The sequence below is a fragment of the Georgenia sp. AZ-5 genome, assembly GCF_043952095.1.
In the GTDB taxonomy this organism is placed as follows: Bacteria; Actinomycetota; Actinomycetes; order Actinomycetales; family Actinomycetaceae; genus Georgenia.
Genome location: NZ_JBINOU010000001.1, coordinates 1,146,934 through 1,167,887, shown reverse-complemented (window position 1 = coordinate 1,167,887; position 20,954 = coordinate 1,146,934). Strand labels below are relative to the sequence as shown.

The following is a 20,954-nucleotide window of genomic DNA, read 5'->3' as shown; positions in this document are numbered from 1 at the left end:
CACGCCCGCCCGCCGTCGGGCGGGCGGCGACGCGCGCCGGGCCACGCGCTGTCGGCCGGTCGGTACCCCGCGGGGCTCGGCTGGTGCCAGAGTGGGCCGGTGACCGTTCCTCCCTCCCCCGGCCCAGTCACCGGCGAGCGGCCGGCGCCGGCCGGCACCTCCGAGGCCGACCGGCTGGGCCTGGCGCTCGGCCTGGCCTGCTACCTGCTGTGGGGCGCCTTCCCGCTGTACTTCCGCCTGCTCGAGCCGGCGAGCGCGGTCGAGATCGTGGCGCACCGGGCCGTGTGGAGCCTCGGCTTCTGCCTCCTCGCGCTGCTGGTCACCCGTGCGCTGCGCGGCTTCGCGGACGTGCTACGCCGGCCCCGCGCCGTCGCGCAGCTGGCCCTGGCCGCGGTGCTCGTGGCCACCAACTGGCTGGTCTACGTCTACGGCGTCAACTCCGGTCACACCGTCGACGCCGCCCTGGGCTACTTCATCAACCCGCTCGTCACGGTGCTGCTCGCCGTCGCCGTGCTGGGCGAGCGGCTGCGCCCGCTGCAGTGGGTGGCGACGGGGATCGGCGCCCTGGCGGTGATCGTCATCGCCGTCGGCTACGGCGAGCTGCCGTGGATCGCCCTGGCGCTCGCGGTCTCCTTCGGCCTCTACGGGCTGGCGAAGAACCGGGTCGGCCGCACCGTGGGCGCGCTGCCGGGGCTCGCCGTGGAGACGACGGCTCTGTTCCCCCTCGCGCTGGGGTACCTGCTGTGGCTCGCCCAGTCGGGCGCCGGCACCTTCGGCGCCGGCGGCGACGACCGCCTCTCCCACATGCTGCTGCTGGCGGTGTCCGGGCCGCTGACCGCCGTCCCGCTGCTGCTGTTCGGCGCCGCCGCGCGCCGGCTGCCGCTGAGCGTCATCGGCATGCTGCAGTACCTCACCCCGGTGCTGCAGCTCCTGGTCGGCGTGCTCCTGTTCCGCGAGCCCATGCCGCCGGAGCGGTGGGCCGGGTTCGCGCTGGTGTGGCTGGCCATCGCCGTGCTCACGCTCGACGGCTGGCGGCACCGCCCGCGACCGGCTACGCCAGCCGGTCGACCAGCAGCCCGGCGAACGCGCCGAGCGCGTCCTTGACGTCCCCCGCCGGCAGCGGGGCGAGCTCGGCGACGGCGTCCTCGGCCCAGCGGGCGGCGAGGTCGCGCGCCTCGGCGACGACGTCGTGCCCGCGGAGGTCGGCGACGATCGCCGTCAGCGCCTCGTCCGAGCCCAGGTCCGAGCCGAGCCGGTCCAGCAGCGCCACGCCCGCGGCGTCCAGCGTGCCGGCCGCGGCGCGCCGGCGCAGCAGCAGCACCGGCATGGTGTCCACGCCCTCGCGCAGGTCCGTGCCCGGGGTCTTGCCGGTGGTGGCGGCGTCCGAGGACAGGTCGATCACGTCATCGGCGAGCTGGAAGGCCACGCCGACCTTCTCGCCGTAGCGAGTGAGGATCTCGGCCACGTCGGCACCTGCCCCGGAGAACGTCGCGCCGTAGCGGGCGGCGGCGGCGATGAGGGAGCCGGTCTTGTCCGCGAGCACCCGGATGTAGTGCGCCACCGGCTCCTCGCCGTCGGCCGGGCCGAGCGTCTCGTGCAGCTGCCCCAGGCACAGCCGCTCGAACGTCTCCGCGTGCACCCGCACGGCCTCGGGGCCCAGCCGGGCGATCATCTGCGAGGCGCGCGCGAACAGCAGGTCCCCCGTGAGGATCGCGACCGAGTTGCCCCACACCTCGTGCGCCGCGGGCGCGCCGCGCCGCATCGGCGCGGAGTCCATGACGTCGTCGTGGTACAGCGTCGCGAGGTGCGTCAGCTCGACGGCCACGCCGGCCGTGAGCACCGCCTCGTTCGTGCCCTCCCCCAGCTCCGCGGCCAGGAGGGTCAGCAGGGGCCGCAGCCGCTTGCCGCCGGCGGCGGCGAGGTGCGCCGCCGGGGCGTCCACGAGCTCGTCGGCGCCGACCACGGCACCGCGCAGGCGCTCCTCGACCTCGGCGAGCCGCGGCAGCAGCCGCTCCTCGAGGTCGTGGTCGCCCAGGGGGAGGATGGAGGTAGTCACGAGAGGAACGGTACTCAAGGAAGGAACACCGCCGCGTCGGTGGCCAGCGACAGGACGGGCCCGGGGAGGACGCCCAGCAGCACGGTGGCCACGGCGCACACCGCCACGGCCACGGTGGTCAGGCCCTCCGAGGAGACGACGGCGGTGGTCTCGCCGTCCGGCTCGGTGAAGAACATCAGCACGACGAGGCGCACGTAGAAGAACGCCGTCGCCGCCGAGGCGAGGACCGCCAGCAGCACCAGCACCCACGCACCGGAGTCGACGGCCGCGGAGAAGACCCAGAACTTGCCGATGAAACCGGCCGTCAGCGGGATGCCCGCCATGGACAGCAGGAAAGCCACCATGGCGACGGCGAGGGCCGGGTTGCGCCGCCCGAGCCCGGCCCACTGGGACAGGTGCGTCGCCTCCCCGGTGACGTTGCCCTCGGGGTCGCGCTCCCGCACCAGAGTGACCAGGGCGAACGCCCCGAGGGTCGCCACGCCGTAGGCGAGCAGGTAGAAGATCACCGCCGCGATGCCCACGCTGCGCAGCGCGATCACCCCGATGAGGATGAATCCGGCGTGCGCGATCGAGGAGTAGGCCAGCATCCGCTTGACGTCGGTCTGGACGATGCCGAGCACCGTGCCGACCAGCATGGTCAGGATGATCACGCCCCACATGAGCGGCTCGAGGTCCCAGCCCATGTCCGGCAGCACCACGTAGACCACGCGCAGCAGCGCCGCGAACGCGGCGAGCTTGGTGGCGGCCGCCATGTACCCGGTGACCGGGGTCGGCGCGCCCTGGTACACGTCCGGCGTCCAGGCGTGGAAGGGCACCGCGCCGATCTTGAAGAGCAGGCCGGTGAGCAGCATCACCACGCCGGCGAGCAGCAGCCAGTCCATGCCCACGGTGGCGGGCACCGCCTGGGCGAGCCCCTCGAGCCGGATGGTGCCGGAGTAGCCGTACAGCAGGGCGATGCCGAAGATGACGAACGCCGAGGCGAACGCGCCGAGCAGGAAGTACTTCAGCGACGCCTCCTGGGACAGCAGGCGGCGGCGCCGCGCCAGGCCGGAGAGCACGTACAGCGGCAGGGAGAGCACCTCCAGCGCCACGAACAGCGTCAGCAGGTCACCGGCAGAGGCGAAGACGAACATGCCCGACAGGGAGAACAGCACCAGCGGGTAGACCTCGGTCTGGGCCATGCCGGTGCGGGTGGCGTCGGCCTCGTCGACCGAGCCGGGCCGGGTGGCGGCCTGCGCTACGAACGCGCCCTCACCCGTCTCCGTGCGGTCGGCGATCACCAGCAGGCCCAGCAGGCCGAAGACGGCGAGCAGGGCCTGGACGGCCAGCGCCGGGCCGTCCTCGATGACGGCGCCGCCGACGACCGCCGTCGGGCCGGCGTCCTGGACCACGGTCCAGCGCCACACCACGGCCACGAGGGCGCCGGCGGTGGCGAGCAGGCTGAGCAGCAGCTGCACCCCGCGGCGGGCGCCGCGCGGCACGAAGGCCTCGACGAGCACGCCCGCGACGGCGGCGGCCAGCAGGATCAGGACGGGCGTCAGGGCGCCCCAGTCCACCTCAGGAGCCACGAAGGTGTTCACCGGGCGCTCCCCTCCTCCTCGTTGGTCTCCACGGCCGCGGCGCTACCGCCGTCGTCGGGTGGCGCGTCCGCCGCCCGCAGCGAGCTGGGCCGGTCAAGGGCGACCGCCTCGGCCACCGGCGTGACGGCGTCGATGACGGGGGCGGGGTAGAAGCCGAGCGCCAGCATGGCGGCGACGAGCGGGCCGACCACCCACTTCTCGCGGGCGTCCAGGTCGGGGATGCGGGCGAGCTCGGGGACCTTGGGGCCGGTGAAGATCCGCTGGTAGGGCAGCAGGATGTACAGCGCGGCGATGATCACGCCGGCGACGGCGATCACGCCGGCGAGGACGGAGACCCGGAAGGTGCCCTGCAGCACCAGGAACTCGGGGACGAACCCGCTCAGGCCGGGCAGCGCGACGGTGGCGAGACCGGCGACCAGGAAGGACCCCGCGAGCACCGGGGTGACCCGCTGCATGCCGCCGTAGGCGGGGATCTGCTGGGTGCCGCCGCGGCGGGTGAGGAACCCGGCGACGAGGAACAGCGCCGCCGTCGAGACGCCGTGGGCGACCATGTAGATCATGGCGCCCGTCAGCGCGACCTGGTCGCGGCTGAAGATGCCGAGCACGATGAACCCGAAGTGGCTCACCGAGGTGAAGGCGATCAGGCGCATGACGTCCTTCTGCCCGATGGCCACCAGGCCGCCGTAGATGATGGACACCAGCGCCAGGGCGATGATCACCGGCGCGCCCCACTCGGACGCGCCCGGGAACAGCGGCAGGCAGAGCACGATCATCCCGAAGGTGCCCACCTTGTCCAGGACGCCCACGAGCAGCACGGACGCCCCGGCCGGGGACTGCTGGGCGGTGTCGGGCAGCCAGGTGTGCACGGGCCACATCGGGGCCTTGATCGCGAAGGCGACGAAGAAGGCGAGGAACAGCAGCCGCTCGGCGGCCACCGGCACGTCGAGGTTGCCCGCCAGGGTGTCGATGAGGAAGCCCTGCTCCCCGCCGGGGCCGGCCAGGTACACCGCGACGACGCCCACGAGCATGATCAGGCCGCCGGCGAGGGAGTACAGCAGGAACTTCAGCGCGGCGGTGCGGCGGCGCGGGCCGCCGTAGCTGCCGACGAGGAAGTAGACCGGGAAGAGCATGGCCTCGAAGGCGATGTAGAAGAGGAACACGTCCCGCGCGGCGAACACCAGGATCATGAGGGACTCGAGCGCCAGCACCAGGGCGACGAAGCCCATCTGGCGGCGCTCGACGACGGCGCCCGCGGGCACCACGTCCATCTCGTGCCAGGCGGCCAGCAGGACCAGCGGCACCAGGAACACGGCGAGCAGGACCATCGCCAGGCCGAGCCCGTTGACGCCGAGCGCCCAGGAGACGCCGAGCTGCGGGATCCACGGCGCGAGCTCGGTGAGCTGCTGCTGCCCGGCGGCGCCGAGGTCGAACTGCGTGGCCATCACCACCGCGCCGGCCAGCACGGCCAGCGAGACCGCCAGGCCGTAGGGGCGCGCCACCTTGTGCAGCGGGCGGACCAGCCACAGCGCGGCGGCCGCCAGCAGCGGCACCACGACGAGCACGGTCAGCCAGGGGAAGGCTGCGTCATTCGTTTGCATGGGACTCCAGTACCCCTTCAGGCCTGCACGCGGGAGGCGAGGACGACGACTAGGGCAAGCACCACTCCGGCGAGCATCAGCGCGGCGTAGGACCGCACGTACCCGTTCTGCAGCCGCCGGACCACGCCGCCCAGCCCCGAGGCGGACCGGGCGACACCCATGACGGCGCCGTCGACGATCGCGGAGTCGGCGTAGACCAGCGAGCGGGTGAGGTATTGCCCGGGCCGCATGAACACGCCCTCGTTGACGGCGTCCTGGTACAGGTCCCGTCGGGCGGCGCGGGTGAGGAGCGACCCGCGCGGCGCGGTGCGCGGCACCCGGGCGGCGCCGTACATGCGCCAGGCCAGGAACGCGCCGAGGAGCACGACGACGATGGTGGCGATCATGATGACGGGCATCCCGAGCACGGGGAGCTCCTCGTGCGCGGCGGAGACGTCGCCGGTGACGGGCTCGAGCCAGTGGACGAAGCCGTCGCCGGCGGCCATCAGCCAGCCCAGGCCCGCGGACCCGGCCGCCAGGACGATCATCGGCACGGTCATCAGCGCGGGGGACTCGTGCGGGTGCAGCTCCGCCGACTTCGGCTGCTCCTTCCACCGCTCCTCGCCGTGGAAGACCATGAAGAACAGGCGCGACATGTAGAAGGCCGTGATGCCCGCCCCCACCAGTGCGATCGTGCCGAACACCCACGGGCGCCAGCCCTCGCCGACGAACGCCGTCTCGATGATCGCGTCCTTGCTCCAGAACCCGGAGAAGGGCGGGATGCCGAGGATCGCCAGCCAGCCCAGGCCCATCGTGACCCAGGTGATCTTCATGTACCTCGCCAGCCCGCCGAAGCCGCGCACGTCCACGCGGTCGCCCATGGCGTGCATGACGGAGCCGGCGCCGAGGAACAGGCCGGCCTTGAAGAAGCCGTGCGTGACCAGGTGGAAGATCGCGAAGGCGTACCCGATCGGGCCGAGCCCGGCGGCCAGCATCATGTAGCCGATCTGGGACATGGTGGAGGCGGCGAGCACCTTCTTCATGTCGTCCTTCGCGGAGCCGACGATCGCCCCGAAGAGCAGGGTGATCGCGCCGACGATCGCCACGGCGAGCTGCGCGTCGGGCGCGGCGGAGTAGATCGGGCCGGAGCGCACCACGAGGTAGACGCCGGCGGTGACCATGGTGGCGGCGTGGATCAGGGCGGAGACCGGCGTCGGGCCGGCCATGGCGTCGCCCAGCCAGGCCTGCAGCGGGAACTGGGCGGACTTGCCCGTGGCGGCCAGCAGGAGCAGCAGCCCGATCGCGGTGAGCACGCCCTCGCCCGCGCCGCCGGCGGCGCCGAGCACGGTCGCGTAGTCCACCGCGCCGAACGCGGCGAACATGACCGCCATCGCGAGGAGCAGGCCGACGTCGCCGACGCGGTTCATGACGAACGCCTTCTTGGCGGCCACCGCGTAGTCGGTGTTGTGGTTCCAGAACCCGATGAGCAGGTAGGAGGCCAGGCCCACGCCCTCCCAGCCGACGAACAGCAGCGCGTAGCTGTCCGCCAGCACGAGCAGCAGCATCGCCGCGACGAAGAGGTTGAGGTAGGCGAAGAACCGGCGCCGGTCGGGGTCGTGCTCCATGTAGGCCACGGAGTAGACGTGGATGAGCGTGCCGACTCCCGTCACGAGCAGCACGAACGTCATGGACAGCGGGTCCACCCGCAGGCCGGCGTCGACGGCCAGCTCCCCGGCCGGGATCCAGCTGAACAGGTGCAGGTCGAGCGTGCGCCGCTCGGCGGGCAGCCCGAGCAGCTGGACGAGGACGGCGACGCCCACGACGAAGGCCGCGGCGGAGGCGGCGACGCCGAGCCAGTGGCCCCAGCGGTCGGCGCGCCGGCCGAGCACCAGCAGCACGCCGGCGCCGACCAGCGGCAGCGCGACGAGGAGCCAGGCGTAGGCCGCGGCGCCCCCGGCCGCGGCGCCCTCGGCGACGGCGGCCGGCAGTGCTGCGGGCACGGTCAGAGAACCCAGAGTGGCGCTCACGCCTGCCCCCGTCAGTTCTTCAGCAGGTTGACGTCGTCGACCGACGCGGACCTGCGGGTTCGGAAGATGGACACGATGATCGCCAGGCCGACGACGACCTCGGCGGCGGCGACGACCATCACGAAGAACGCGACGACCTGGCCGGTGAGGTCACCGTGCAGCCGGGAGAAGGTCACCAGCGCCAGGTTGGCGGAGTTGAGCATGATCTCCACGCCGAGCAGGGCGATGATCGCGTTGCGGCGCACCAGCACCGTGGCGGCGCCGATGGCGAAGAGGATCCCCGCCAGCACGAGGTAGTTGACGAGACTCATCGCTCCTCCTCGGTGGCGCCGTCGGAGTGCTCCACGGCGAGCCGGGAGGCCTCCTCGACGGCGCGGCGCTCGGGGCCCGGCGCGCCGGGCAGGTCTGGGGCGGGCGGCGCCTCCCCGCGCATGCCCGGCATGGCGGCCTGCCCGACGGCGCGGGTCGCCGCCGGGCCGTGCAGGCCGGCGGTCTCCTCGCCGCGGGCGGCGCGGGTGAGCGCCTCGACGGCCTCGGGGCTCGCGTCGGCGAGCGTGCGCTGCTGGCCGCGGATGCGGATGACGCGGGGCACGGAGTCCTCGATCGGCTCGCCGCCGGCGGACAGGGCCGGCGCGGTGGCGGCGTTGCTGCGGGCGTACACGCCGGGCGCGGGGAGCTGGTTGATGCGGGCCCGCCCGTCGGCGAAGGCGCGCATCTTCGCGTCGACGACGTCGCGCTGGGTGGCCTTGGGCCGCAGCCGCTCGCGGTGCGTGAGGGTCACCGCGCCGACGGCGGCGGTGATCAGCAGCGCGCCGGTGATCTCCATGGTGAAGACGTGGTCGGAGAAGATCAGCCGCGCCACGCCCACCGGGTTGGAGTCGATGTTGGCCGCGGTGAGTCCCACCGGGCGGGGCATGGTCGCGGAGACCGCCACGCCGCCGAGCACCAGGGCCAGGCCGAGTCCCGCGACGACGGCGACCCAGCGCTGCCCGCGGATGGTCTCGTGCAGGGAGTCCGAGGCGTCCACGCCCACGAGCATCAGCACGAACAGGAACAGCATCATGATGGCGCCGGTGTAGACGACCACCTGCGCGACCCCGAGGAAGGGCGCGTCCTGCGCCACGTAGAGGAAGGCCAGGCAGACCATCACCAGCACCACGGACAACGCGGCGTGCACGGAGCGCCGGGCGAACAGCAGCCCGAGCGCCCCGACGACCATGATGGGCGCCAGCACCCAGAACAGGGCGGTCTCCCCGTCGCTGACGGTGCCGGTCTCGGCGAGGGTCAGCGGCAGCACGGCGGGTGTGGTCACTTCGCGCTCTCCCTGGCTGGTTCGACGGTGCGGGCGGTGCGCAGCGTCGGGTCCTGCGGGCGGTGCTCACGCACCCAGTCGGCCTGCGCCTGGGTCGGTCCGGTCACCGCGCCGCGGTAGTAGTCGTCGTCCTCGGTGCCCTCGACCATGGGGTGCGGGGCGGCCAGCATCCCCTCGAGCATCGGGGCGAGCAGGTCCTGCTTCTCGTAGATCAGCCCCTCGCGGGTGGGCCCGGCGAGCTCGTACTCGTTGGTCATCGTCAGCGCGCGGGTGGGGCACGCCTCGACGCACAGCCCGCAGAAGATGCACCGCAGGTAGTTGATCTGGTACACGCGGCCGTACCGCTCGCCCGGGGAGTACTGGGCGTCGGGGGTGTTGTTGCCGGCCTCGACGTAGATGGCGTCGGCCGGGCACGCCCAGGCGCACAGCTCGCACCCGATGCACTTCTCCAGGCCGTCGGCGTACCGGTTGAGCTGGTGCCGGCCGTGGTAGCGGGGCTGGGTGGGCACCTTCTCGAAGGGGTACTGCTCGGTGACCGTGGGGCGGAACATCGAGGAGATCGTCACGCCGAACCCGGCGACCGGGGCGAAGAACTTCCCGACCGGGCCCTTCTTCGCCGGGCCGAGCGCCTCGGGGTCGACCCTGGCCACCTCGCCGCGGCGCTCCTGCCGGCGGCCCAGGCCGCGGCCCTTGTCATCGGACATCGTTGCGCTCCTTCTCGTTCTGCGCGGCGGCCATCGCGGCCTCGCGCCGCGCGCGGCGCGGCGACGGGGGGAGGGTCTGCCCCGGCAGCGGGGGCACGGGGTACCCGCCGGCGAAGGCGTCGAAGTCGCTGGTGGCGGGCACGATGTCGGCGCGCCCGCCGCGCGCCTCGGCCCGTTCCGGCTCCTCGGGCCGCTTCCCGTCCGGCCACAGCAGCAGCACGACCATGAGCACCCCGAAGGCACCCGCGATCCACAGCAGCATCGTGGTCAGGTCCACGTCGGCGAACTGGCGCACGCCCTGGATGATCGCCACGGCCACGAGCCAGACCAGCGCGACGGGGATGAGGACCTTCCAGCCGAGCTTCATGAACTGGTCGTAGCGGAAGCGCAGCAGCGTGCCGCGGATCCAGATCATGGCGAACATCAGCAGCCAGACCTTGACGACGAACCACAGCACCGGCCACCAGCCGGTGTTGAGGACGCCGTCGCCGATGGCCGACAGCGGCCACGGCGCCCGCCAGCCGCCCAGGAACAGGGTCACGGCCACGCCGGAGACGTTCATCATGTTGATGTACTCGGCGAGGAAGTACCACGCGAACTTCATCGAGGAGTACTCGACCATGTGACCCGCGACCAGCTCGCCCTCGGCCTCGGGCAGGTCGAACGGGAGCCGGTTGACCTCGCCGACCATCGAGACGAAGTAGATGACGAACGCCGGCAGCAGGGAGACGATCCACCACATCTGGGTCTGCGCGTCCACGATCTGCGAGGTCGACATCGACCCGGAGACCAGGAAGACGCTGACCAGCGACAGGCCCATGCTCAGCTCGTAGGAGATGATCTGGGCCGAGGACCGCACCGCGCCGAGCAGCGGGTAGGTGGAGTTCGACGACCAGCCGCCCAGGACGATCCCGTACACCCCGAGCGCGGTGATCGCGAGGATGTAGACGACGGCGACGGGCATGTCGGTCAGCTGCAGCGGGGTGGTGATCCCGAACATCGACACCTCGGGACCGAACGGCAGCACCGCGTAGACCATGAACGCGGAGAACGCGGCGATGAACGGGCCGAGGAGGTAGATGAGCTTGTCCGCGCCCTTGAGCCAGAAGTCCTCCTTGAGGACGAGCTTGAGGGCGTCGGCGACGGCCTGCCCGAAGCCGAGCGGCCCGGTGACGTTCGGGCCGGGGCGGGTCTGCATGCGGCCCAGGCCGCGCCGCTCCACCCACAGGGCGAAGAGCACGGACACCACGAGGAAGGCCAGGATCGCGACGGCCTTGACCACCCAGATCCACCAGGTGTCCTCGCTGAAGTCGGCCGTCGGCAGCGCCGAGGCCGCCAGCACGGGGGCGGTCATCGCTCCTCCTCAGGCAGCGCCAGGGTGACGACGGCACCGGCGCCCGCGCCGAGCATGGTGTGCACGCTCGAGCCCGGGGAGTTCTCCGGCAGCCACACGACGTTCTCCGGCATGGTGGTGGTCGCCAGCGGCAGCGTGATGCTGCCCGCCGGCCCGGTCACGGTCAGCGGCGCCCCGTCGGCGGCGCCCAGGGCGGCCGCGGTGGCCCGCGACACCCGCACCACCGGGCGGTGCGCGGTGCCGGCCAGGTGCGGCTCGCCGTCCTGGCCGCGCCCGGCGTCGAGCTGCGGCTTCCAGGTGGCGAGCACCGCGCGGCCGCCGCCCACCAGGGGCGCGGGCGGCGGCGCGGCGGACGGGGCCGACGCCCGGGCGCCCTCCCACCCGGAGAGCTCGGTGAGCTCGTCGTGGGTGGCCTTGAGCTCGCGCAGCCCGAGGGTCACGCCCATCTCGGCCGCCAGGGCGTCGAGCACCTGCCGGTCGGACAGCGCGCGGGAGACGAGCACCTGCCCGAAGGCGCGCACCCGCCCCTCCCAGTTCACGAAGGTGCCCGGCTTCTCCACCGGCGGGGCCACCGGGAGCACGACGTCGGCGTGCGCGGTGACCTCGGAGCGGCGCACCTCGAGCTGGAGCACGAAGCCGGCGGCGGCCAGCGCCTCGCGGGCCAGCGCCGGGTCGGGCAGGTCGAGCGGCTCCACGCCGCCGACGACCAGGGCGCCGAGCTCCCCGTCGCGGGCCGCGGCGAGGATCCCGGTGGTGTCCCGGCCAGAGGCCGTCGGCAGGTGCTCGACGCCCCAGACGGCGGCGGCGTCGACGCGGGCGGCGGGGTCGGCGGCCTGGCGGCCGCCGGGAAGCAGGTTCGGCAGCAGGCCGGCGTCCACGGCCCCGCGCTCGCCGGCGCGGCGCGGCACCCACGCCACCCTGGCGCCGGTGCGCTCGGCCAGCGCGGTGACGGCGGAGAGGGTGCCCCGCGCGGCGGCGGCCCGCTCCCCCACGAGGATGACGGCACCGGGCTCGGACAGGCGCCCCGCCAGCGCGTCGAACCGGCCGCCGGAGCGGACCTGCTCGAGGACCAGCGGCTCCTCGCCGGGCACGGCCGGGACGAGGTCGGCGCGCATCTTGGTGGTGCCGCGGGTCGCGAACGGGGCGACGGTGGCCACGCCCACGGTGCCGGCGAGCACGCCCTTGCGCAGGCGCAGGAAGATCGTGCCGCACTCGTCCTCGGGCTCGAGGCCGACGAGCAGCACCTGGCCGGCGCGCTCCAGGTCGGCGTAGGTCACGCCCAGCCCGGCGCCGGCGACGTGGTGGGCGAGGAACTGCGCCTCCTCGCCGGTGTGGACGCGGGCGCGGTGGTCCACGTCGTTCGTGCCGGCGACGACGCGGGCGAACTTCGACCACGCGTAGGCGTCCTCGAGGGTCAGGCGCCCGCCCGGCAGCAGCCCGACGCCGCCGGCGTCCCTGGCCGCGGCCAGCGCCCGGGCGGCGATGTCCAGCGCCTCGGACCAGCTGGTGGGCACCAGCTCGCCGCTGTCGTCGCGGACCAGCGGCAGGGTCAGCCGGTCGGGGGCGCTCTGCCAGGTGAAGGCGAAGCGGTCCTTGTCGGTGATCCACTCCTCGTTGACCTCGGGGTCCTCCCCCGCCAGGCGGCGCAGCACCACGCCGCGGCGGTGGTCCACCCGGATGGCCGAGCCGGCGGCGTCGTGCTCGGCCACGGACTCGGTGGAGACGAGGTCGAAGGGCCGCGCCCGGAACCGGTAGGTCGCCGAGGTGAGCGCCCCCACGGGGCAGATCTGGATGGTGTTGCCGGAGAAGTAGGAGGAGAACGGCCGGCCCGAGCTGTCGGTCTCGGCGACGCCGAGCGGGCCGGAGAACAGCGACCCGGCCACGCCGGCCTCGCCGTCGGGCCCGGTGAGGTCTACCGCCCGCACGGCGGGGACGTCGTCGTCGGCGGAGATGCCGAGCACCTTGGAATCGAAGGTGCCGATCTGGGAGCCGTTGAGGGCGTGCCGCTCGCGCCCGGGCGCGCCGCCGCCGCGGCCCTGCAGCGCGATGAAGGGGTCGCCGGCGATCTCCGCGGAGAACCGGGTGCACCGCTGGCACAGGATGCACCGGTCGCGGTCGAGCAGGATCTGCGTGGAGATCTTCAGCGGCTTGGGGAACGTTCGCTTGATGTCGACGAACCGCGTGGTCGCGCGGCCGTTGCTGAGCGCCTGGTTCTGCAGCGGGCACTCCCCGCCCTTGTCGCAGACCGGGCAGTCCAGCGGGTGGTTGATCAGGAGGAACTCCATGATCCCGTGCTGGGCCTTCTCGGCGACCTCGGAGGTGTGCTGGGTGGACACCACCATGCCGGGGGTGACCTCCATCGTGCAGGAGGCCTGCGGCTTGGGCATCTTGCGCACGTTGCCCTCGCGGTCCGGCGTCGCCACCTCCACGAGGCACTGGCGGCACGCGCCGGCGGGCCGCAGCAGCGGGTGGTCGCAGAACCGCGGGATCGCGATGCCTGCCCGCTCCGCCGCCCGGATGACCAGGGTGCCCTTGGGCACCTGCACCTCGACGCCGTCGATGGTGACGGTGAGCAGCTCGACCGGGGTCGTCGTGGGGCTCTGGGTCGTGGCAGTCATCGCACACCTGCTTCGCTGAAGATCGCCGAGGCCTCGTACGGGAACAGCTCCCAGGCCGGGGTGTGGGTGCCCGCCTCGAACTCGGAGCGGAAGTGCTTGATGCCGCTCTGGATCGGCGTGGCGGAGGCGTCGCCCAGGGCGCAGAAGGAGCGCCCGGCGATGTTCTCGGAGACGTCGAGCAGCAGGTCGACGTCGCTGGGCAGGCCCTTGCCGGCCTCGAGCCGGTGCAGGACCTGCTTCATCCAGTAGGTGCCCTCGCGGCAGGGCGTGCACTTGCCGCAGGACTCGTGCTGGTAGAAGTCCGTCCACCGGGCGACGACGCGCACCACCGAGGTCGTCTCGTCGAAGACCATGAGCGCCCGGGTGCCCAGCATGGAGCCGGCCGCACCGACGGAGTCGTAGTCGAGCGGCACGTCGAGCTCGGCCTCGGTGAAGATCGGGGTGGAGGACCCGCCGGGGGTCCAGAACTTCAGCCGGTGGCCGTCGCGCATGCCGCCGGCGAGCTCGATGAGCTCGCGCATGGTGATGCCGAACGGCACCTCGAACTGGCCCGGGTTCCGCACGTGCCCGGAGACCGAGAAGATGCCGTGGCCGGTGGACTTCGGTGTCCCCATGGCGGTGAACCAGTCCTTGCCGTGGCGCAGGATGCCCGGCACCGAGGCGATGGACTCGACGTTGTTGACCACGGTCGGCCGGGCGTACAGCCCCGCGACCGCCGGGAACGGCGGCTTCAGGCGCGGCTGGCCGCGGCGGCCCTCGAGGGAGTCCAGCAGCGCCGTCTCCTCGCCGCAGATGTACGCGCCCGCGCCGGCGTGCACCGTGATCTCCAGGTCGTAGTCGCCGTCCGGGCCCAGGCCCGTGCCGATCAGCCCGGCCTCGCGGGCCTCGCGGACCGCCTGCAGCAGCCGGCGGTAGACGTGCACGACCTCGCCGCGCAGGTAGATGAAGGCGTGGTGCCCGCCGATGGCGTAGGAGGTGATCGCCATGCCCTCGATGAGCGAGTGCGGGTTGGCGAGCATGAGCGGGACGTCCTTGCAGGTGCCCGGCTCGGACTCGTCGGCGTTGACGACCAGGTAGCGCGGCCCGCCGTCGGGCTTGGGCAGGAAGGACCACTTCAGCCCGGTGGGGAACCCGGCGCCGCCGCGGCCGCGCAGGCCGGACTCCTTGACCAGGTTCACGATGTCCTCGGGGGCCATGGTCAGGGCCTTGGCCCAGCCCTCGTAGCCGCCACGGTCGCGGTAGGTGCCGAGCCTCCAGGACTGGGGCACGTCCCAGATGTCGCTGAGGACCGGCGTGAGCCGACCCGGGGCGGTGACGCTCATTCGACGTTCCCCTTCGCCTCGTCGCGGATCGGGCCGGCGCTCGTGTCCGACGGGGTCGTCGGCTCGCGCTCGGCGCCGGACTGCACGGCGCCCACGGGAGCGGCGCCGGACGCCTCGGTGCCCGCAATGTCAGCACCGCCGGCACCGTCCGCTGCTGCTGCCGCTCCGGCCGCGCCGTCCGGGACCACCTCGGGCGCGGTCCACCCGTTCTCGCGGGCGATGCGCAGCCCCAGGAGGGTGCGCTCGCCCGCGCCGACACCCTCGTCCGCCCGGCCGTCCTCGAACCCGGCCAGCACGTGGGAGATCTCCTTGAAGGTGCCCACGGTGCTGGCGCCGCGGGTGGGGTGCACCGGCTGGCCGGCGGCGATCTGGTCCACCAGGGCGACGGCCGAGGACGGGGTCTGGTTGTCGAAGAACTCCCAGTTGACCATCACCACGGGCGCGTAGTCGCACGCGGCGTTGCACTCGATCTGCTCGAGGGTGATCTTCCCGTCGGCGGTCGTCTCGTCGGTGCCGATGCCCAGGTGCTCGGAGAGCCGGTCCCAGATGATGTCCCCGCCCATGACGGCGCACAGGGCGTTGGTGCACACGCCGACCGTGTACTCCCCGTTGGGGTGGCGCTTGAACTGGCTGTAGAACGTCGCCACGGCCGAGACCTCGGCACGGGAGAGGTCGAGCAGGTCCGCGCACAGCGCGACGCCGCGGGGGCTGACGTAGCCGTCCTCCGACTGCACCAGGTGCAGCAGCGGCAGCAGCGCCGAGCGGGGGTCGGGGTAGCGGGAGATGACCTCGGCGGCCTCGGCGCGCAGGCGCGCGTCCACCTCGGGTGCGAAAGCGTCGCTCATCAGCGGTCCACCCCTCCCAGCACGGGGTCGATGGAGGCCAGCGCCACGACGACGTCGGCCAGCATGCCGCCCTCGGTCATCATCGCCGTGGACTGGAGGTTGGAGAACGACGGGTCCCGGAAGTGCGCCCGGTAGGGGCGCGTGGAGCCGTCGGAGACGAGGTGGACGCCCATGACGCCGCGGGCGTGCTCGAGGGTCTGGAACACCTGCCCGGCCGGCACCCGGAAGCCCTCGGTCACCAGCTTGAAGTGGTGGATGAGGGACTCCATGGAGGTGCCCATGATCTCCCTGATGTGCTCCAGGGAGTTGCCCTGCCCGTCGCTGCCGATGGACAGCTGCGCCGGCCACGCGACCTTCTTGTCCGCCACCATCACCGGCCCCGGCGCGGCGTCGAGCCGCTCGAGGACCTGGGTGACGATCCGCAGGGACTGGTAGCACTCGTCGAAGCGCACCATGACCCGGTTGTACGCGTCGGACTTGTCCCGCACGGGCACGTCGAAGTCGTACGTCTCGTACCCGCAGTACGGCTGGAGCTTGCGCATGTCCAGCGGCAGGCCGGCGGCCCTGAGGCAGGGGCCGGTCAGGCCGAGCGCCATCGCGGCGGGCACCGAGATGTAGCCGACGTCGACGTGACGAAGCTTGAAGATGGGGTTCTCCACCGTCAGGTCCTGCAGCTCCTTGACGGACAGCCGCACGTTGGGGAGCAGCTCACGGATGTAGTCGGTGGTGCCCGCGGGCAGGTCCTGCACGACGCCCCCGGGCCGGATGAACCCGTGGTTCATCCGCAGGCCGGTGATGCGCTCGAAGATCCGCAGGATGTCCTCCCGGCCGCGGAACGCGACGGTCATCATCGTCGTCGCGCCGAGCTCGTTGCCGGACGTGCCGATGGCCACCAGGTGGGAGGCGATCCGGTTGAGCTCCATGAGGAGCACCCGGATCAGAGTGGCGCGCGCCGGCACCTCGTCGGTGATCCCCAGGAGCTTCTCGACACCGAGGCAGTACCCGACCTCCTGGAAGAAGGGGGCGACGTAGTCCATGCGGGTGCAGAACGTCACGCCCTGGGTCCAGTTGCGGTACTCCATGTTCTTCTCGATGCCGGTGTGCAGGTACCCCGTACCGACGCGCAGCTCGCGGACCGTCTCGCCGTCGATCTCGAGGATCAGGCGCAGCACGCCGTGCGTTGAGGGGTGCACCGGGCCCATGTTGACGACGATGCGCTCCTCGCCCAGGCGCTCGGCCTCGGCGGCGATCTCCGCCCAGTCGCCGCCCTCGGCGACGTACTCGTGGACGCCCGGGGCGTCGTCCGCGGCGCGGGCGGCCGCGGGACGGGCATTGGTGGAAGCGGACATCAGCGGTACGACCTCCGGGTGTCGGGCGGCGGGACGACGGCCCCCTTGTACTCGACCGGGATGCCGCCGAGCGGGTAGTCCTTGCGCTGGGGGTGGCCGACCCAGTCGTCGGGCAGGGCGGTGCGGGCCAGCGCCGGGTGGCCGTCGAAGACGATGCCGACCAGGTCCCACGTCTCCCGCTCGTGCCAGTCGTTGCCGGGGTAGACGTCCACCACGGTGGGGATGCGGGGGTCGGCGTCCGCGACGGCGACCTCCAGCCGGAGCATCCGGGCGTGGGTGACGGACACGAGGTGGTAGACGGCGTGCAGCTCGCGGCCGGCGTCGCCGGGGTAGTGCACGCCGGAGACGCCCAGGCACAGCTCGAAGCGCAGGTCCTGGTCGTCGCGCAGCGCCCGGCACACCGTCACGATGTGGTCGCGCGCGACGAACAGGGTCAGCTCGCCACGGTCGACGACGACCTTCTCGATGACCTGGTCGGGGTCGAGGCCCTGGGCCTCGAGCAGCTCGACGAGGACGTCGACGACCTCGTCGAACCAGCCGCCGTAGGGCCGCTCCGAGGCGGGCGGCATGGCGATGGTGCTGACCAGCCCCCCGAAGCCGGACGTGTCCCCGGTGTCCTGGGTGCCGAACATGCCGCGGCGGGTGGCGACCACCTCTAGCTGGGTGCGCCCGCCGCGGGTGGCGGGGACGTTCTGCGCCCCGCCCTCGGCCGCGGACGCCGTGGCCGGGTGACCGACGCCGGCGGTCACGTCGCCGGGCTTGGCGGCGTCGGCCGCGGACTGCTTCTCGTCGTTCCGGTCGCTCACGCGAGCAGGCCCTTCATGTGAGAGGTCGGCGTGGCGGCCAGCGCGGCCTCCTCGGCGGCCCGGGCGGCCTCCTCGCGGTTGACGCCCAGCGGCGCGGACTTGACCTGCTCGCGCAGCTCGAGGATCGCGTTGATGAGCATCTCCGGACGAGGCGGGCAGCCGGGCAGGTAGACGTCGACCGGGAGGATGTGGTCCACGCCCTGGACGATCGCGTAGTTGTTGAACATCCCGCCGCTGGACGCGCACACACCCATCGAGATGACCCACTTGGGCTCGGGCATCTGGTCGTAGACGTTGCGCACGATCGGCGCCATCTTCTGGCTGACCCGCCCGGAGACGATCATCAGGTCCGCGTGGCGGGGCGAGGCCCGGAAGACCTCCAGGCCGAACCGGGACATGTCGAAGCGGGGGGTGCCGGCAGCCATCATCTCGATGGCGCAGCAGGCCAGACCCATCGTCACCGGCCACTGGGACCGGCTCCGGCTCCACCCGACGACCTTCTCGACCGTCGTCAGCAGGAAGCCCGACGGCACCTTCTCCTCTAGACCCATCTCGTCACCTCAGTCCCACTCGAGCCCGCCACGGCGCCACTCGTACAGGTAGGGCACCGTGATCAGGAAGATGAAGCCGAGCATGGCCACCAGGCCGAAGACGGCGAGCTCGGAGAACGCCACCGCCCACGGGTAGAGGAAGACCACCTCGATGTCGAAGATGATGAACGTCATGGCGATCAGGTAGTACTTCACCGGGAAGCGCCCGGAGTGCGCCGCGCGCGGCGTGGGCTCGACGCCGCACTCGTAGTTCGCCACCTTCACCCGGTTGTACCGCTTGGGCCCGATGAGCGCGCTCGTCACCAGGCCGCCCACGGCCATCGCCGCCGCCACCCCCATCATCACGAGAAGCGGGACATACGGGTTCGTCATCGTTCCTCCGTGCGTGTGCGGACGCGGGCGGGGCCCCCGGGTGTGACCGAGGTCCCCAAGACAGCGTAGAGGTAGTGACGTAGGACATAGGTCCCGGGAGCCGCCCGGCATGTCCGGATCGTCATGACGCCGGCACCGCCTTCGTCAGGGCGGTGATCACGCGGTCCATCCAGTCGCCGTCGCGGCGGTCGAAGCCGTCCGAGAGGAGCTTCATGGTGAAGCGCATGAGCGTCGCGCGGGGCAGGCCGTACCGCACGCACAGTCGCATGACCTCGGGCCGGCCGATCAGGTGCGCGAACGCGCGGCCCAGCGTGTAGTAGCCGCCGAGCTCGTCGGCGAGGATCTTGGGGTAGGTGCGCAGCGCCTTCTCGCGCGCGTAGTGCGAGGGCCGCGCCAGCGCCTGGGAGACGACGTCCGCGGCCACCCGCCCGGACTGCATCGCGTACGCGATGCCCTCGCCGTTGAAGGGCGAGACCATGCCGCCGGAATCGCCCACCAGGAGCAGCCCCTGGGAGTAGTGCGGCTTGCGGTTGAACGCCATCGGCAGCGCCGCGCTGCGCAGCTCGCCCACCTGGTTGTCCTCGGTGAAGCCCCACTCCTCGGGGACGTTGCGCATCCAGCTGCGGAACAGGCCCTTGTAGTCCAGCTTGGTGGCCCTGGCGGTGGCGCTGAGCGAGCCCAGGCCGACGTTCACCGTGCCGTCGCCCAGGGCGAAGACCCACCCGTACCCGGGCATGAGGTTGGACCGGCCGGGCGGGCCGTCCCAGAGCTCCAGGTGCGACTCCATCATCGGGTCGTCGTGGCGCGGGGACCGGAAGTACGTGCGCACGGCCACGCCCATCGGCCGGTTCATGTCCTTCTCGATGCCCATCGCGGTGGCCAGGCGGGCGGAGACGCCGCCGGCGTCGACGACGACCGGGGCTCGGTAGGTGGTCTCCTCGCCGGACCGGTGGCCGTCGGCGTCCACGTGCCGTGCGCGCACGCCGAGGATGCGGCCCGAGCGCTCGTGGCGCACCGGGCCGGTGACCAGGGTGCCCTCGCGGAGCTCGGCCCCCGAGGCGACCGCGTGGCGGGCGAGGGTCTCGTCGAGGTTCAGGCGGGAGCGGGCGAGGCCGTAGCTGGGCATCTCGGCCAGCTCGGGCCAGGGCAGCTCGACCATGTGCCCCGCGCCGAAGGTGCGCAGCCCGTGGTTGCGGATCCAGCCGTCGGACTCCGGCGTGGGCACGCCCATGCGGATGAGCTCGGCCACGGCCCGCGGGGTCAGCCCGTCGCCGCAGACCTTGTCGCGCGGGAAGGTGCCCTTCTCCAGCAGCAGGACCCGCAGCCCGGTCTGCGCCACGTAGTGCGCGGTGGCCGAGCCGCCGGGTCCGGCACCGACGACGATGACGTCAGCATCCGCCTCAGTCACGCTCGGTCCCCACGTCGTCGCTCCAGGAAAGCTCGTCGGGCCCCATAGCCCGTTCTCGGGGAGTGTACAAATGCCGACCCAAACCGTCTCGTAAGGATTGCCTAAGTGTTGTTGAGTGTTCCGCTTCTCCGCCGCGCCCGGGCAGGACCTTCGGCGCGGGTTACGCGTTCCGGTGTGCTTCCCGCTCGCCCTGCCGCTGCTGCGCGCCCGCCGTCGCACACTCCAGCGTGCGGCACGGTCCCCGACACCGCAGCCGGGCGACGCCGTCCGGCTCACCCGATGCCCGCCGGGCCCGCCTCGGCGGGCCCGCAGGCTCACGCGGGCGGGACCGTCAGGCCGGCCGGACCGCCCGGTGCAGGGCGACGATCCCGCCGGAGAGGTTGCGGTAGGCCACCTTGCGCCAGCCCGCCCGCTGCAGGGTGCGCGCAAGCTCGCGCTGCGCCGGCCAGGTGCGGATCGACTCGGTGAGGTAGGTGTACGCGTCCGTGTTGGAGGAGACCAGCGACGCCATCCGCGGCAGCACCTGGCCGAGGTAGAGCTCGTACACGCTCCGGAAGGGCGGGAACGTCGGCCGCGAGAACTCGCACACCACCAGCCGCCCGCCCGGGCGCGTCACCCGCAGCATCTCCCGCAGGGCGCGGTCGGTGTCGACCACGTTGCGCAGGCCGAACGAGATCGTGACCGCGTCGAAGCTCTCGTCGGCGAAGGGCAGCGCCGTCGCGTCCCCGGCCACGAAGGGCAGGTCGGGCCGGCGGCTCTTGCCCACGGCCACCATCCCGGTGGAGAAGTCGCACGGGACCACGTCGATGCCGGCGTCGGCGTACTCCTCCGAGGAGGTCCCGGTCCCGGCGGCGAGGTCGAGCACGCGCTCTCCCGGGCGGGCGCCCACGGCCTTGCGCGTGGCGACGCGCCAGATGCGGTCCTGCCCGAGGGAGAGGACGTCGTTGGTCAGGTCGTAGCGCCGGGCGACGCCGTCGAACATCCCGGCGACCTCACGGGGCTTCTTCTCGAGGCTGGCTCGGCTCATGCCGCCATCATCCCAGGTGCCGGGCGGGTGCGAGACCTGCGGGCCT

The 20,954-nt window shown here is 72.7% G+C and carries 18 protein-coding genes; 1 reads left to right on the top strand and 17 read right to left on the bottom strand.

Annotated elements, in window-relative coordinates:
• Positions 1-99 precede the first annotated feature (99 nt).
• Positions 100-1,104, top strand: coding sequence for an EamA family transporter RarD (rarD, locus tag ACF0H8_RS05530; RefSeq protein ID WP_395287980.1), 1,005 nt, complete (start codon positions 100-102; stop codon positions 1,102-1,104).
• Here rarD and ACF0H8_RS05525 read toward each other — a convergent pair.
• The 17 genes from ACF0H8_RS05525 to ACF0H8_RS05445 all read right to left on the bottom strand — a co-directional run bounded on the left by ACF0H8_RS05525 (position 1,052) and on the right by ACF0H8_RS05445 (position 20,908).
• Positions 1,052-2,056: a polyprenyl synthetase family protein gene (locus ACF0H8_RS05525; RefSeq protein WP_395287979.1), complete on the bottom strand. Its 1,005-nt coding sequence runs from the start codon at positions 2,054-2,056 to the stop codon at positions 1,052-1,054. The two genes, rarD and ACF0H8_RS05525, sit on opposite strands and share 53 nt — an antisense overlap.
• A gap of 14 nt (positions 2,057-2,070) precedes the next feature.
• Positions 2,071-3,636, bottom strand: coding sequence for an NADH-quinone oxidoreductase subunit NuoN (gene nuoN, locus ACF0H8_RS05520; protein ID WP_395287978.1), 1,566 nt, complete (start codon positions 3,634-3,636; stop codon positions 2,071-2,073).
• On the bottom strand, positions 3,633-5,234 hold the full coding sequence (locus ACF0H8_RS05515) for an NADH-quinone oxidoreductase subunit M (RefSeq protein ID WP_395287977.1): 1,602 nt from the start codon (positions 5,232-5,234) through the stop codon (positions 3,633-3,635). The genes nuoN and ACF0H8_RS05515 overlap by 4 nt, the downstream gene beginning before the upstream one ends.
• Positions 5,235-5,251: 17 nt before the next feature.
• Positions 5,252-7,240: an NADH-quinone oxidoreductase subunit L gene (nuoL, locus tag ACF0H8_RS05510; protein WP_395287976.1), complete on the bottom strand. Its 1,989-nt coding sequence runs from the start codon at positions 7,238-7,240 to the stop codon at positions 5,252-5,254.
• A gap of 11 nt (positions 7,241-7,251) precedes the next feature.
• Positions 7,252-7,551 (bottom strand): NADH-quinone oxidoreductase subunit NuoK, encoded by a 300-nt coding sequence (gene nuoK, locus ACF0H8_RS05505; protein WP_395287975.1) that lies wholly within the window; start codon positions 7,549-7,551, stop codon positions 7,252-7,254.
• A complete protein-coding gene (locus tag ACF0H8_RS05500) occupies positions 7,548-8,552 on the bottom strand; it encodes an NADH-quinone oxidoreductase subunit J (protein ID WP_395287974.1) in 1,005 nt (334 codons plus the stop codon). The genes nuoK and ACF0H8_RS05500 overlap by 4 nt, the downstream gene beginning before the upstream one ends.
• Positions 8,549-9,256 (bottom strand): NADH-quinone oxidoreductase subunit NuoI, encoded by a 708-nt coding sequence (nuoI, locus tag ACF0H8_RS05495; protein WP_395287973.1) that lies wholly within the window; start codon positions 9,254-9,256, stop codon positions 8,549-8,551. Before nuoI ends, ACF0H8_RS05500 begins: the two co-directional genes overlap by 4 nt.
• Positions 9,246-10,610: an NADH-quinone oxidoreductase subunit NuoH gene (nuoH, locus tag ACF0H8_RS05490; protein ID WP_395287972.1), complete on the bottom strand. Its 1,365-nt coding sequence runs from the start codon at positions 10,608-10,610 to the stop codon at positions 9,246-9,248. The genes nuoI and nuoH overlap by 11 nt, the downstream gene beginning before the upstream one ends.
• Positions 10,607-13,228, bottom strand: a complete 2,622-nt coding sequence (locus tag ACF0H8_RS05485) for an NADH-quinone oxidoreductase subunit G (RefSeq protein ID WP_395287971.1) — start codon at positions 13,226-13,228, stop codon at positions 10,607-10,609. Before ACF0H8_RS05485 ends, nuoH begins: the two co-directional genes overlap by 4 nt.
• Complete coding sequence (gene nuoF, locus ACF0H8_RS05480) at positions 13,225-14,550, bottom strand: NADH-quinone oxidoreductase subunit NuoF (protein ID WP_395287970.1); 1,326 nt, start codon at positions 14,548-14,550, stop codon at positions 13,225-13,227. Before nuoF ends, ACF0H8_RS05485 begins: the two co-directional genes overlap by 4 nt.
• The gene (gene nuoE / locus ACF0H8_RS05475) at positions 14,547-15,395 is read right to left on the bottom strand and encodes an NADH-quinone oxidoreductase subunit NuoE (protein WP_395287969.1); all 849 of its coding nucleotides are present in this window, start codon (positions 15,393-15,395) and stop codon (positions 14,547-14,549) included. Before nuoE ends, nuoF begins: the two co-directional genes overlap by 4 nt.
• Positions 15,395-16,744 (bottom strand): NADH-quinone oxidoreductase subunit D, encoded by a 1,350-nt coding sequence (locus ACF0H8_RS05470; RefSeq protein WP_395287968.1) that lies wholly within the window; start codon positions 16,742-16,744, stop codon positions 15,395-15,397. Before ACF0H8_RS05470 ends, nuoE begins: the two co-directional genes overlap by 1 nt.
• Positions 16,744-17,550: an NADH-quinone oxidoreductase subunit C gene (locus tag ACF0H8_RS05465; RefSeq protein ID WP_395287967.1), complete on the bottom strand. Its 807-nt coding sequence runs from the start codon at positions 17,548-17,550 to the stop codon at positions 16,744-16,746. The genes ACF0H8_RS05470 and ACF0H8_RS05465 overlap by 1 nt, the downstream gene beginning before the upstream one ends.
• The gene (locus ACF0H8_RS05460) at positions 17,547-18,101 is read right to left on the bottom strand and encodes a NuoB/complex I 20 kDa subunit family protein (protein WP_395287966.1); all 555 of its coding nucleotides are present in this window, start codon (positions 18,099-18,101) and stop codon (positions 17,547-17,549) included. Before ACF0H8_RS05460 ends, ACF0H8_RS05465 begins: the two co-directional genes overlap by 4 nt.
• A gap of 9 nt (positions 18,102-18,110) precedes the next feature.
• Positions 18,111-18,473 (bottom strand): NADH-quinone oxidoreductase subunit A, encoded by a 363-nt coding sequence (locus ACF0H8_RS05455; protein ID WP_395287965.1) that lies wholly within the window; start codon positions 18,471-18,473, stop codon positions 18,111-18,113.
• 121 nt (positions 18,474-18,594) lie between these two features.
• Positions 18,595-19,881, bottom strand: a complete 1,287-nt coding sequence (locus ACF0H8_RS05450) for a geranylgeranyl reductase family protein (protein WP_395287964.1) — start codon at positions 19,879-19,881, stop codon at positions 18,595-18,597.
• 331 nt (positions 19,882-20,212) lie between these two features.
• A complete protein-coding gene (locus ACF0H8_RS05445) occupies positions 20,213-20,908 on the bottom strand; it encodes a demethylmenaquinone methyltransferase (protein ID WP_395287963.1) in 696 nt (231 codons plus the stop codon).
• Positions 20,909-20,954 lie beyond the last annotated feature (46 nt).